Below are 13,403 nucleotides of genomic sequence, written 5' to 3'. Positions count from 1 at the left end.
GGGCCGGGAGATTCGCATCGATCGGCAACGAAGCACTCAAAGCGCTCAGAGGTGGATGCGGCTAACCGATCCCGCCCTTTGGCCGCGCAGCCGCGCAGATCGCCGCCAGCAAGCGAGACACTCGCGACGCTGGTCAGCCACGGCCGCGCCGCATCGATCGCCACATTCCACCTGGAACCCTTGCGCATACTACTCACGCTCCACGACGTCGAAGCGGGCTCTCTTGCGAGGGTATCGAACGTAGCGCTCTCTCTCGTCATCCCAGCCAAGGTAGCGGAAACTTTTATCCACGACCGCGCATATCTCATCAAGAACCTGCTGCATGGCTTCGATGTCGATGTCCTTGCAATTCAGTCGCCGATAGAGCAAAGCCCACGCGGCGACATAGTCGTCGAAATAGCGCGCGTCACTCGAACCAATGATCAACTTCGGACGGTTGATCGATCTCGAAAACGCACGTCCCAACCCCGATGATGCTCCGCAGCACGTTGACATCACGAGGATCTTCGGCGCTGGATGCGAGCCCTGGAACATTTCTACGAAGTCAGCCCAAAGAAGGCCACTTTCGACGCACACAACCCATCAAAGGCGAAAGCTGTTGATCGGCCCCCGTGTCCGCGCAGCCACGCGGATGGTCAGCCAGCAAGCGAGATACACACGACGCCGGTCAGCTAATGGCTGCGCCGTAAGCACAAGGCATGGCCGACCACACGACAGAAAACCCAGAACCGTGAAGGTGCTGATAATGACGACCAATCTTTCCGTAAGTCATGCATTTCTCCGTCGAAGACTGGTCAATAGAACACACCGATGAGTATGACCCTGATCTGGATCAGCCAGACATGACCAATCGGCACTGGCGGTTCACGGTCAGGTGATCGACCGTGACGTTCCACTTTGGAACCCGTGCGCACATGGCCAAGCTCTCGTCCGGCCACGCGAGGTACTCTCGTGGCATCAGCCGCCTCATACTGGGTGCAATGGGAGGCAGTCCTTCGCACGACAGAGGCTTTTCACAAATGTAGTGTGCAGCTTAGGTCAAGATGGTCATGGAGCATGGAGCATGGAGCATGGACAGCTTGTTCCCGACCGAGCCGGCTCGACTGACGAGCGCGATCCGCGCATCTTATGCACAGCGGATTGAAATCAGCGTTCCGGTTTGTCGTCCCGATCAATTAGTATCCGCTCGGCGGCTCCGTCGAGATCTTCGTATTGACCGCTTCGCAATGCCCAGACGAAGCCGGACACACCCAGTGCACCCAGAAAAAGGGCCACTGGTATGAGATAGAGCAACGTCGTCACGAGGATTATGCCGAATAGCTGACTGCGGAGCGTCCGACTTTTTGAATAACTTGCAGCGTCGCATTCGCCCCGAAGCCGTGCAAGCGCAATGCGTTTCCAATAACAAGCACCGATGAGGCAGACATGGCAATCGCCGCTAACAAAGGCGTGGCGTGCCCGAGGATGGCGATTGGTACTGCCACCGCATTGTAGACGATCGCAATCGCGATGTTCTGGCGGATCAGGTGTCCCGCCTTGCGCGAGACGTCCAGCGCGAGAGGCACTGCCAGAAGGCTTTCGCGCAGGAATACGAAGTCGGCGGCATTGCGGCCAATGTCGGCGGCGGTAGCTGGAGCGATCGAGACATGCGCCGCGCTGAGCGCCGGCGTGTCGTTGAGGCCGTCGCCAACCATCAGAACCTTGTGTCCGTCTTTCGCCAGGGTCTCGATGCGCTCGACCTTGCCGGATGGCAGCAGGCACGGAACGAAGTCCTTGACACCCAGCATTTCTGCGACTTCACCGCAGGCACCCGCAGTATCGCCCGACAGCATTTCCACTGACACCCCGGCATGGCTCAATTGCCCGATCGCCGCCTTGGCGTCTGCGCGCAGCGCGTCCTCAAAATCGAAGGTCGCGACAATGAACCCGTCTTTTGTCAGCACGGTTCCGCCATGTTTGCCTTCACCACCGGTCCGGGCTCTCCATCCAGCCCATCCGCGTCGGCCTAGCCGCCAGGTGCTTCCGGCTCCAGTGGCTTCGATTCCAAACCCTGGATGCTCGGTGACGGCATCAAATTTGTACTGCCCGCCGGGATGGGCAAAACCGGCTATGGCCTTTGAAAAAGGATGGCGGGAATGCGTAGCCATGTCTCCCGCGACTGCCAGCATGGCCGGATCGATCGACGATGCATTGACCAGCCGGGGCTGGCCGAGCGTGAGCGTTCCGGTCTTGTCGAACACCGCTGTATCAATCGTCGCCAGGCGCTCCATGGCAGAACCGTCCTTTACCATGATGCCGTTCTCAAACAGGCGCCGCGCGGCGACCACCTGAACGATCGGTACGGCGAGGCCGAGCGCGCACGGGCAGGTGATGATCAGAACGGCAATGGCGATGGTTATCGCCCGGTGCCAGTCGCCGGTCACCGCCATCCAGCCAAGGAACGTCGCGAAGGCTGTGAGATGAACCACCGGGGCATAGAGCGCTGAAACGCGATCGGCGATCCGGCGATAATGCGCGCGGCCGCCCTCTGCGGCTTCCATAAGACGAACCATTTCCGCCAGAAACGAATCCTTCGCGGCGGCTGTCGCCTCAATCGTCAGCGGGCCGGTAAGATTGAGCACGCCGGCCTGAACTGCTTCGCCCGGCGCCACGTTTTTCGGCGTGCTTTCGCCTGAGGCCAGCGAGCAGTCGAGATCCGACGTTCCCTGGATGATCTTGCCGTCGACGGGGATCCTCTCACCGGCTGCGATCAACAACCGCATGCCTGGTTCGATCTCGCCGACCGGCAAATAGTCGCGCGCGCCGTCGCTGCGCAGCACCATGGCGCCATGTGCGGCCAACTGGGACAGGCCTTTCACAGCGGTCCGGGCACGTTCGCGCATCACGTGATCCAACGTGCGGCCGATCAACAGGAAGAACAGCAGCGATACCGACGCGTCAAAATAGGCGTGATCGCCATGGTTGATCGTCTCGTAGAGGCTCATGGCGTAGGCGAGCGAAACACCGACCGCGATCGGCACGTCCATATTCATGCGGCCATGGCGCAAAGCATTCCAGGCCGAACGGAAGAAGATGCCGCCGGCGAAGGCGAGGGCAGGAATGGCGATCAGCGCCGAGACCCAGTGAAACAGGTCGCGGGTAGCACCTTCGGCGCCGGACCAGACCGAGACCGAAAGCAGCATGATGTTGCCCGCCGCAAAGCCGGCAACCGCGACCGCGCGGATCAAATCCGATAACGTCCTGTCCTTGTCGCCGACCTCGGAAGGGAAGAGATGCGCCTGGTAGCCTAGCCGCCCAAGCGCGACGACGAACGGTGGGACCTCGTCACCACGCCACCGGACAGAGACCCGTTTCGTCGACAGGTTGACGCGGGCGCTCTCGACGCGATCGAGCTTTCCCAGCGCCGTCTCGATCGTCTGGATGCAGCCTGCGCAATGAACCGTCGGTACTGAAAGATCGGTCTGGTGAAGATCATCGCCAAGCGATCGGCTCGCCAGCCTGATCTCCTGGCTGGACGGCAGGACCGATCCGGTGTTGACCAGATCAAGCGCCATTTCGGCGCCCGGTGCACAACAACTCATTGCAGCGCTCCATTGGAAATCATGATCCGGCGGACGTCGCGATACGGTTTGTCCAGACCGGCGTCGGCGTCGACTTCGACAATCCAGACGCCGTCCTTCGGCATGTGCTGGGCTGCGAATTCCTGGCCCGAGGCGGGTGCGAGGGTGACCGACTTGTCCTCCTTCTCGTACGCGGGATGGCGAAACAGCACCTTGACGCCGTGCAAGGGAACCGGCTTGCCGGCGACGTCGGCGAGGCCATAGCGAACTTCGCCCCATGCGATGGTCAGCTTGCCGGTCCAGCCAAGTGCTGCCTGCGCCCGTCCTTCCTCGGCCTTCTTGTTGAATTGCTGGCTCGCCACATAGGTGTTTTCGACGACGAGGCCAGTCCAGCTTGTGCTGGCGAGCGTTGCCATGGTCAGATTGACTGCGATGACCACGCCGAAAAAGGCCAGGATGATGACCAGCATGTGCCTGCCGGTGAATTCACGAGGCTTTTGTACATTGGCAGTCATCTGAGGGGCTCCGGCGCGTTGAAGGTGGCGGTGTACTCGTTCGACTCAAAGCTGGCTCTGTCCTCGACGCGGAACTTGAAGGTCTGTGCCGGAGCGCGGATCTGGTCCGCCGGCTGGCGAACGAAGACCCTCAGCATTTTCAGGCGGTCGGGTTCGACCGGAATGGCGAAGGAACGGCCTGCGGGGATGTCGTCGCCGACGACGACCATGTCAGCGCCTTCAAGGCCCTGCATGGTTACGACGATCGTCCTCGGCTCGGGGATCATGTTGAGCAGCTTGACGGTATAGCCATTGCGGATGGATCCGTCGGTCAGCGTGACGAACTGGGGATTGCGATCATGCAATACGTTCAGTTCGAGCCGATCGCGCGTCAGCAGCGAATAGAGCAGGCCGAGGCCGATCAGCGACCACAAGCCCATGTAGACGTAGGTGCGCGGCCGAAAGATCTTGCGGATGTGAAAATGCGCCACCTTGTCGGAGAACAGGCCATCAGCGGTCCTGATCAGCGATGGATTGACTGAGCTGGACCCGCCTGCAGTCGCCAGCATCATGTTGGCGTTGTAGTCGGAGAGCGTCGCATAGGCGATCAGCCCACGCTCCTTGCCGAGCTTGTCCATGACGCCGTCACAGGCGTCGATGCAGAGCGCGCAAGTGATGCATTCGAGCTGCTGGCCGTCGCGAATGTCTATCCCCATCGGGCAGACCGCGACACAGGCATTGCAGTCGACGCAGTCGCCCACGGGCTGGCCTGCGGCCAGCACCTTCTTGGCGTGGCGCGAACGCGGTTCGCCGCGCCAGTCATTGTAGGTGACAGTGAGGGAATTTTCATCGAGCATGGCCGCCTGGATGCGGGGCCACGGGCACATATAGGTGCAGACCTGTTCGCGCATCAGACCGCCGAACGTGTAGGTGGTAGCCGTCAGGACGGCGACAGTGATGTAGGCGACGGGCGCCGCAGTGCCGGTGAAGAGCTCGCCGAGCAGCGTCGGTGCATCGGCAAAGTAGAAGATCCAGGCGCCGCCAGTCGCCGCCCCTATGACCAGCCAGATGGTGTGCTTGGACACACGCAGCATGAGCTTGCGCGCGGTCCAGGGACCTGCGTCAAGTTTCATGCGGGCGTTGCGGTCCCCCTCGATCGCACGTTCGACGACGAGGAACAGATCGACCCACACCGTCTGAGGGCATGCATAGCCGCACCAGGCACGGCCGACAGTCGAGGTGATCAGGAAAAGACCGACGCCCGCCATGACCAGGAGGCCGGCCACATAGAAGAATTCCTGGGGCCATATCTCGATGAAGAAGAAGTAGAAGCGCCGGTTCGCGAGATCGAGCAGGACTGCCTGGTCCGGGGCAAATGGACCGCGAGCCCAAGGCAGCCACGCAGCCAGGTAGTAGATGCCAAGTGTGATCGTCATCACCAGCCATTTGAAGCGACGAAAGTTGCCCGAGGCGCGCTTCGGAAAGATCTTTTGACGCGCGGCATAAAGCGGCTTGCGGGTTTTGGCGGAATTGACAGTTTCTGTTTCGAGCCGTGTCAACTGCGTCTTATCACGCATGTGCAACTCCACTTTCCCAGCCAATGTCAGGGGCACCTGTCGTAAAGCCTCGCGGTAGGATAGCCTTGCCGGGTTGTGCAGATCGCATTAGGGATGGTGTCGAGGCCCGGCTCACGCCGGGCCTCGTCCGCTTGGCAGGGGGGACCGAAGAATAGGACTTCCATTCCTATTCTCCGCCGCCAAGCGAATGGACATAAACTGCAAGTTCCTTGACCTTGATCTCGCCGAGACGGCCAACCCAGGCCGGCATGACGCCCTGTTTTGGCGCACGGACCTGTGCGGCGATGGCTGTCTCACCGGATCCATAGAGCCAGATCGCATCGGTCAGGTCGGGGGCGCCGAATTCCCTGTTGCCTTTTGCATTGTCGCCGTGACAGGCGACGCAGTTCTCGGCAAAGACCTTGGCGCCGGGTTGGATCAGACTTGCATCGCGGACCTTGCCGGAAAGGCTGGCCACGTAGGCGCTGACTTGTGCGATCTGGTCGGCGGTAATGATGTCGCCGAAGGCCGGCATTTCCGACAGGCGCGTGTCCGGATCGGATGCGAAGCGGATGCCGTGCGTAATCGTCTGCTGGATCTGCTCGGCCTTGCCGCCCCATAGCCAGTCGTCGTCGTTGAGATTGGGAAAGCCCTTGGAACCTTGGGCGCCGGAGCCGTGACATTGTACGCAATTGACCTTGAAAGCGGCGCCACCGGCGGCGATTGCGAATTCGCGCAGGCCGTCGTCCGCGGAGATCTCCGAGACGCTCTTGGACTCCACCGCCGAGATATATTTGCCCTTGGCGGCCTCAGCCGCAGTCAGCTCGTTCCTGACCTCGTTGCGGCTGGAATAGCCGAGCACACCCTTCGTCGCCGAGTGCAACAGAGGCCATGCTGGATAGGCGATGGTGTAGCCTATCGCCCAGACAATGGTGACGTAAAAGGTGATAACCCACCATCTGGGAAGCGGGTTGTTCAGCTCCCGGATGCCATCCCATTCGTGGCCGGTGGTCGAGACGCCAGAGATTTCATCGATATGCTCGTCGCTCATGATCACTCGTCCTCGAGCGGAATGCGGGCCGCTTCGTCGGCCAGCCTTCGGCTGCCGGGGCGTAGGGCAAAGGCGATGCACCCCACGAAGAACAGCGCCATCGCAACCAGGCCCCAGCTGTCGGCAAACGCCCGCATCAAATTGTAGGTCATCAGCGTTCTCCTCAGCGGTAGCCGGCGGCTTCGTCGTAATTTTTGAAGTCGACCAGTGTGCCAAGCATCTGCAGGTAGGCGAGCAGGGCATCCATTTCGGTGACCTGTTGCGGGTTGCCGTCGAAGTCGCCGATCTTGGCTTTTGGGTAACGCGCCTCAAGGCCTGATGTGTCGGCATTGGGATCGGCCTGCGCCGCCAGATCCGCATTGGCGTGGACGATCATGTCATCGGTGTAAGGGACGGCTACAAGCCTGTTGGCGACCAGATGCGTTGAGAAATCCTTCACGTCGATCGGCGTGTCTTTCAGGAACCCATAGCTCGGCATGATCGATTCCGGCACCACCGAGCGCGGGTCGGTAAGATGCGCGACATGCCATGCATTCGAGTAGCGGTCGCCAACTCTGGCGAGATCCGGCCCGGTGCGCTTCGATCCCCACTGGAAGGGGTGATCGTACATGGACTCGGCAGCTAGGCTGTAGTGGCCATAGCGCTCAACTTCGTCGCGGAACGGCCTGATCATCTGGCTATGACAGAGGTAGCAGCCCTCGCGCATATAGATGTTGCGCCCGACAAGTTCGAGCGGCGAATAGGGGCGCATGCCTTCCACCTTCTCGATCGTATTGTCGAGATAGAAGAGAGGCGCGATCTCGACGATGCCGCCGACCGTCACCACGAGCAGCGAGCCAACGAGAAGAAGCGTGGCGTTCTTCTCGATGATTGCGTGTTTGTCCATCAAGCCCATTACCTGGCTCCTGATCGCGCAGGTCGGATGGCGACGGGGCTCGGCATCGGCTCCTCCTCGCGCTGGTGGCCGAGGATGGTCCTGGTGATGTTCCAGGCCATGATCAGCGCGCCGGAGAGGTACATGGCCCCACCGATGGCGCGCATGACATAGTAGGGGTGCATGGCGGCGACGGTCTCGGCGAAGGAGTAGACCAGGAAGCCCTGCTCGTCGTATTCGCGCCACATCAGGCCCTGCATGACGCCGGATACCCACATCACCGCGGCGTAGACAACGATACCAAGTGTCGCCAGCCAGAAATGCCAGGTGACCAGCCGCAACGAGTAGAGCCGTTGCCGGTTCCAGAGCTTCGGCACCATGTAGTAGATTGCGCCGAACGAGATCATGCCAACCCAGCCGAGCGCGCCCGAATGGACGTGGCCGATCGTCCAGTCGGTATAATGCGACAGCGAATTGACCGCCCGGATCGCCATGATGGGGCCTTCGAAGGTCGACATGCCATAGAAGGCGACGGCCATCACCATCATGCGTATGATCGGATCGGTGCGCAGCTTGTCCCAGGCGCCGGACAGCGTCATCAGGCCGTTGATCATGCCGCCCCAGGACGGCATCCACAGCATGATCGAGAACACCATGCCGAGCGTCTGCGCCCAATCGGGCAAGGCGGTGTAGTGCAGGTGATGCGGCCCGGCCCAGATGTAGAGAAAGATGATCGCCCAGAAATGGACGATCGACAGCCGGTACGAATAGACTGGCCGGTTCGCCTGCTTGGGCACGAAATAATACATCATGCCGAGGAAGCCGGCGGTGAGAAAGAAGCCGACCGCGTTGTGGCCGTACCACCATTGCGTCAAGGCGTCCTGGACCCCTGAAAAGGCGGAGTAGCTCTTGGAGCCCAGGAACGAGACTGGTATGGACAGGTTGTTGACCACATGCAGCATCGCGATGGTGACGATGAACGACAGGTAGAACCAGTTGGCCACGTAGATATGCGGTTCCTTGCGCTTCAGGATCGTGCCAAGGAACAGAATGAGGTAGGCGACCCAGACGATGGTCAGCCAGACATCCACATACCATTCGGGTTCGGCGTACTCGCGGCCCTCGGTGATGCCGAGCAGGTAGCCGGTCGCGGCCATGACGATGAACAGCTGGTAGCCCCAGAAGACGAACCAGGCCAGATCACGGCCGAAGAGGCGGGCGCGGCAGGTGCGCTGCACGACATACAGAGACGTGCAAAGCAGCGCGTTGCCGCCGAAGGCGAAGACGACACCGGATGTGTGCAACGGCCGCAAACGACCGAAATTGAACCAGGGCTGGATGTTGAGATCGGGGTAGGCGAGCTGCAGCGCGATCACCACGCCGACCAGCATGCCGACGACACCCCAGAACACGGTGGCGATCGCGCCGTAGCGGATCGGACCATCCATGTAAGCGGATGGGTCAATCGGAGCTGCTGGCTTGAACTCCGTGTTGCGCAACAGGATCGCAGTGAAACCAGCCACTGCGAAGAACAACACCCACATGTGTCGGCGGAAAGGTTCATCCACGCCGAAGCCGGCGGCCACCAGGGCCGCAAAAGCGAACACGCTTAGAAGGACGATCTCTGTGCCGAATTTCATTGCAGATCCCGATCTCGAATCTGGTGGATGCCAAATCCGCAGCGCACTAATCGCGCAGCCGCCGCCCCCTCGCCCTGATCTATGTCAGGCCGCAAGATTTTGTGTCGGCGGCGCAATCAGCAGGTGGCGAATGAACGAGGAACGCAGCGCGGGCTCACCCCCCTCATGGAAGGCGTTCCCTGGGTTGGGCGGGCGCAGACGCGATCGCTGAGGCGAAAGCTGAGGCCCTGCGCGCGTTGGATGCTATTGCCGATGCCCTGCCAAACGTTGTTCGGATCCCATTGGAAACGAACGCGATCGTTCCGCCGAGCCGTGGCAGATTAAGGACCATGCTTCGCCGGTATGTGCCGAAACACACCTGGCGATTGGTCACGTTCCTATCAAAGCCCGAAAGCTGTTTGTCTCGACCGTGACGCCGCTTCGTCGAAGGCGCGGCAACATCGCATTAAAAGGCAAACACGGCCCGCCCCGGAGTCATGCGACATGGCCTCGCCGCTTAGGGCCGCTCGCGTCCGCCGCCACAGCGCTTCTCCAGACGGCTTATGCTGTCCACCGTCACATGGCGTGCGTTCTCAATCCGAATCACCCCGTCAGCCCGCAATCGCGTCAGTTGGCGGCTCACGGTCTCGTTGGTGATTCCAAGGAAATCAGACATTTCGACACGCGTCAGCGGCAGATCGAAGGACGCCGACCCGGAAGCCGCATCGAGACTGGAATCGATATTCCGGGCCATCATGAGGAGAAAAGTCGCTACCTTTTCCGGAGCTGTCTTGCGCCCCAGCGTCACCATCCACTCGCGCGCCTCATCGAGTTCATTCAGCGTCTGTTTGAGCAGGCGATGCTCGAATTCCCGTGACGCCTTCATCATCCGTTCGACGGCCGCTCGCGGAAACGAACACAGCGTGACTGCTGTTGCCGCTTCCGCATTGATCGAGCTTTCCACCTTGAAAGGACGTCCCAGAAAATCCGGTGCAAACTGGAGACCGACGATCTGCTGGCGCCCATCCGACAGGCTCTTTGATAGCTTTACAACGCCTGAAAGCACGTTGGAGTAGCTGTCGACGTTCTGTGCCTCGCCGGTCAACTCCATTCCTGACTCGATCCGGCGACGCGAGCAAGTCTTGGCGAGCCCAACCAAATTGTCTGGATCGAGCGCACCGCAGACACCGCGACGCCGTGCCTCGCAAGGGAAGCAAAGAACAGGAATGCCGGAACTATGAATGTCTTGCCGAAAGGTCATGCGTTCGCCTTACCCGATCCTAACTGCCGGCAGGATACCCATCCAGGGTAGAGAAATCCTGCGGCGGTTTGTCCATGAGCGCGGCTGATCGAGATCAGGGTCTGCTTCAGCGATGCGTGCAGTGTTCCGGCGGGCAACACGGTGAACGCGAGATGCAATCGGAAATAGCTGTCAAACTCAGCGAGAACGTCCCACGCTACACCAGCTATCCGACGGCGCCGCATTTCCATTCGGGGATCGATGCTGCCATTTACCGTGGCTGGTTGGAGACGCTGGAAAGCGGCGACGAAATCTCGCTGTACCTGCACATTCCTTACTGCGACAAGCTCTGCTGGTTCTGCGCCTGCCACACCAAGCAGACGCACCAATATGAGCCGGTGGCCGCTTATCTGCGCTCGCTGAATGCCGAAATCGTCACGATTGCCGGTCTGCTGAGCGGCAAGGCACATGTCCGTGCAATCCACTTCGGTGGCGGTTCGCCAACTATTCTGAGGCCCGATGATATGGTTGCTCTTGGAGCGGCCTTGCGGGACAGCTTCGACTTTCTCCCGGATGCTACGGTCAGCATCGAAATCGAAACCAACGACATGGACAAGGCGCGCCTTGATGCACTTGCTCAAATCGGCGTAACCCGGGCGAGCCTCGGCGTGCAGGATTTCGATCCGCAAGTGCAAAAAGCAATTAATCGTGAGCAGAGTTTTTTGCAGACCAAGGCAGTCGTCGACGGGGTTCGTTCGCGGGGCGTCGAATCGGTCAATCTGGACCTGCTCTACGGGCTCCCGAATCAGACACGCGAGACGATCTGTTCCACGGTGGCGCAGGCACTGACCTTGGAGCCAGACCGGATGGCCCTGTTCGGCTACGCACATGTGCCCTGGTTCAAGAAGCATCAGACGATGATCGACGAGGCATGGCTGCCGAGTCCCACTGAGCGTTTCGCCCAATCTCAACTCGCGGCGCGGGCAATTGTCGCCAAGGGATATGAGGCAATAGGACTCGATCATTTCGCGAAGCCCGACGATGCGCTGGCCATAGCGGCCCGCGCAGGGGTTTTGCATCGCAATTTTCAGGGCTACACTGAGGATCGCTGCCCGACACTGATCGGACTTGGCCCTTCGTCCATCGGTCGTTTTCGCCAAGGCTACGTGCAAAACATGGCTTCGACTGCCGGGTACGGGCGCATGGTTGCGGATGGCGGGTTGGCTGCCGTCCGCGGCGTTGCCCTTTCCGACGACGATCGCGTCCGTGGCTGGATCATCGAGCGGCTGATGTGTGATTTTGCCTTCTCGGCAGTCGATCTGGTGGAGCGGTTCGGCAAAGCCGGCGAGCAGCTCCTTCATCGCTCGAGGTCCATCGCACTCCACGATCCTGCCCGAGCGCTTGAATTCGATGGTGACAGTTTCCTCGTACGGACTGAAAGTCGCCCCTTCATTCGAACCATCGCGGCCAAGTTCGATACATATTTCAAAGGGGGAACGGCGAGGCACTCGGTGGCGGTCTGAGCAAAGCACAGTGCGCTCGCCGTTTGGTCGATCGGCGAACCAGCTGCGTTCGTTTTGACCGCTCATAGGCGACTACCGCATCAAATCGAAAATGCAAACTTAGGCTGTTGCGCGGTATCTCCTTCCACATCCTCTCTTGCGCATACCTACATTCCAAGGGGTTTGATCCTATGCTTCGCGAGGAGCAGGTAGGTCGCGACAGCTAGGCAATGTTCCAGCTGCCCTAGCGGAGGAGTCACGATTTTCCGGCAAGCTCCGTCGGCAGACGTTCTTTTCTGGCCCTGGCAAAGGCTCGGTCGCCTTCCAGAAACGCCGCCAGCATGAAAGGGATGAGTTCTGCCACGGTTTCAGACTGACCATAGGTCTGACGGTAAAGTGCAGCATACTCCTTGAGTGTTTGGCTCAGCTCCGCGCTGACGGTAATGGTGATCTTCGAAGCTGTTCGGTCCGGAAGTTTTCCAAGTTTCAGGTCAGCCATGATAACTCCTGCTCAACTGGCGTATGGCCGCAGCACGATGTCCTTGTGCACGATGACGCGCAGTGGCCAACCTGGGCGGACGACGATGGTGGGCTGGATATTGAGGTTTTTTTCGGTGATGCGCTGGCCGGCTCGACTGGCGTTCTGCTGGGCTGATTCCCGGATCGCCTTGACCAGATCGCTCTCGTTTTCGCCGAGGCTGAATTCTGTGCCGACACCGAGCAATGTGGCAAGCGCCACTCCCTTGATCATCTGCCAAGTGTGGAAATCGACTTTGTCTTCCAGCCCTGCGTAGCCGGCGGTGTCGCTCGCGGGCAGATTGTCGATTTCGGCCGACGAGCCGTCGGGCAGCAGAATGCGCTGCCAGACCAGCAGCGCTCGCTTTTGCCCGAACGCGACGACGCTGTCGTAGACGCCGATAAGACGTGAGCCCTGCGGAATCAGCAATATGTTGCCCGTGACCGTGTCGTGCACATTTTCGGTGACTTGCGCGACGACAAGGCCCGGCAAATCGGAATTGATGCCGGTGATCAGGCTGGCGGCAATCACGCTGCCAGCCATCAGTTGATATGGCGAGATCGGCGTCTGAAGCGCATGCGGATTGTAGATCCCGCCAGTGCTCCGCTGGCTGAGAAAATCAAGCTTTCGCTGCTGATTGTTCTGGTCGCCTTCCGCCGCCGCCACCGAGGCTGACGCGCGTCCTGCTTCGGATTGGGGAAGCGCCTCAAATGGATGCTGAGCAGTTTGCACGCTCTCTCCGACATCTGTCTGTTGAGCTCGATTTTCGACGCGGAAAAGCACCCGCGATTCACGCGCTTCGATCGCCTGCTGCGCTAGACGCTGCTCCTCGGCCGAGATGTCTTGGCCCGGCACGATGCCGAGCTGGCGCTGCCGCTCGAGGATGGGGCGGCCGAGGTCGCCCGGCAAAGGTAGCCCAAGGACGGGAGGCTTTGGCTTCATGCCGGAATAGTCATGGGGAAGCGTATCGAGTCCCTCGGCGGTTGGTTT

General features: G+C 60.3%; 14 protein-coding genes. 1 reads left to right on the top strand and 13 read right to left on the bottom strand.

The features are described from left to right. The 11 genes from EOA33_RS39695 to EOA33_RS08960 form a co-directional block, all read right to left on the bottom strand. On the bottom strand, window positions 1-188 hold a 188-nt coding region (locus EOA33_RS39695), incomplete at its 3' end, for a hypothetical protein (protein ID WP_210212560.1). 1 nt (window position 189) lies between these two features. Beyond that, a complete protein-coding gene (locus EOA33_RS09005; RefSeq protein ID WP_126063931.1) occupies window positions 190-465 on the bottom strand; it encodes a hypothetical protein in 276 nt (91 codons plus the stop codon). 681 nt (window positions 466-1,146) lie between these two features. Next, complete coding sequence (gene ccoS, locus EOA33_RS09000) at window positions 1,147-1,302, bottom strand: cbb3-type cytochrome oxidase assembly protein CcoS (RefSeq protein WP_081714250.1); 156 nt, start codon at window positions 1,300-1,302, stop codon at window positions 1,147-1,149. 5 nt (window positions 1,303-1,307) lie between these two features. Next, the gene (locus tag EOA33_RS08995; protein ID WP_126059322.1) at window positions 1,308-3,581 is read right to left on the bottom strand and encodes a cation-translocating P-type ATPase; all 2,274 of its coding nucleotides are present in this window, start codon (window positions 3,579-3,581) and stop codon (window positions 1,308-1,310) included. Further along, window positions 3,578-4,075: a FixH family protein gene (locus EOA33_RS08990; protein WP_126057792.1), complete on the bottom strand. Its 498-nt coding sequence runs from the start codon at window positions 4,073-4,075 to the stop codon at window positions 3,578-3,580. Before EOA33_RS08990 ends, EOA33_RS08995 begins: the two co-directional genes overlap by 4 nt. Next, window positions 4,072-5,631: a cytochrome c oxidase accessory protein CcoG gene (gene ccoG / locus EOA33_RS08985; protein ID WP_126057791.1), complete on the bottom strand. Its 1,560-nt coding sequence runs from the start codon at window positions 5,629-5,631 to the stop codon at window positions 4,072-4,074. Before ccoG ends, EOA33_RS08990 begins: the two co-directional genes overlap by 4 nt. A gap of 166 nt (window positions 5,632-5,797) precedes the next feature. Then, window positions 5,798-6,661: a cytochrome-c oxidase, cbb3-type subunit III gene (ccoP, locus tag EOA33_RS08980; RefSeq protein ID WP_126057790.1), complete on the bottom strand. Its 864-nt coding sequence runs from the start codon at window positions 6,659-6,661 to the stop codon at window positions 5,798-5,800. Between the two features lie 2 nt (window positions 6,662-6,663). Continuing rightward, entirely contained in the window at window positions 6,664-6,813 is a 150-nt protein-coding gene (locus EOA33_RS08975; RefSeq protein ID WP_024502864.1) for a cbb3-type cytochrome c oxidase subunit 3, read from the bottom strand. An 11-nt stretch (window positions 6,814-6,824) separates the two neighbouring features. Continuing rightward, on the bottom strand, window positions 6,825-7,556 hold the full coding sequence (gene ccoO, locus EOA33_RS08970; RefSeq protein WP_126057789.1) for a cytochrome-c oxidase, cbb3-type subunit II: 732 nt from the start codon (window positions 7,554-7,556) through the stop codon (window positions 6,825-6,827). Continuing rightward, complete coding sequence (ccoN, locus tag EOA33_RS08965) at window positions 7,556-9,175, bottom strand: cytochrome-c oxidase, cbb3-type subunit I (RefSeq protein WP_126057788.1); 1,620 nt, start codon at window positions 9,173-9,175, stop codon at window positions 7,556-7,558. Before ccoN ends, ccoO begins: the two co-directional genes overlap by 1 nt. Before the next feature lie 496 nt (window positions 9,176-9,671). Continuing rightward, window positions 9,672-10,415: a Crp/Fnr family transcriptional regulator gene (locus EOA33_RS08960; RefSeq protein WP_126057787.1), complete on the bottom strand. Its 744-nt coding sequence runs from the start codon at window positions 10,413-10,415 to the stop codon at window positions 9,672-9,674. Window positions 10,416-10,567: 152 nt separating this feature from the next. Between EOA33_RS08960 and hemN the strand changes: the two genes are divergently transcribed. Further along, window positions 10,568-11,917, top strand: a complete 1,350-nt coding sequence (hemN, locus tag EOA33_RS08955; RefSeq protein ID WP_126059321.1) for an oxygen-independent coproporphyrinogen III oxidase — start codon at window positions 10,568-10,570, stop codon at window positions 11,915-11,917. Window positions 11,918-12,152: 235 nt separating this feature from the next. Here the strand turns inward: hemN and EOA33_RS08950 are convergent, their stop codons facing one another. Together EOA33_RS08950 and EOA33_RS08945 are read right to left on the bottom strand one after the other, a co-directional pair. Then, the gene (locus EOA33_RS08950; protein WP_126057786.1) at window positions 12,153-12,395 is read right to left on the bottom strand and encodes a DUF2274 domain-containing protein; all 243 of its coding nucleotides are present in this window, start codon (window positions 12,393-12,395) and stop codon (window positions 12,153-12,155) included. Between the two features lie 12 nt (window positions 12,396-12,407). Beyond that, window positions 12,408-13,403, bottom strand: a 996-nt coding sequence (locus EOA33_RS08945; protein WP_145989091.1) for a TrbI/VirB10 family protein, incomplete at its 5' end; no start/stop codon positions are given.

Source organism: Mesorhizobium sp. M4A.F.Ca.ET.050.02.1.1 (assembly GCF_003997725.1).
Lineage (GTDB): Bacteria > Pseudomonadota > Alphaproteobacteria > Rhizobiales > Rhizobiaceae > Mesorhizobium.
The sequence above is the reverse complement of the archived record's forward strand: the minus strand, read 5'-3'. Positions and strand labels throughout refer to the sequence as shown.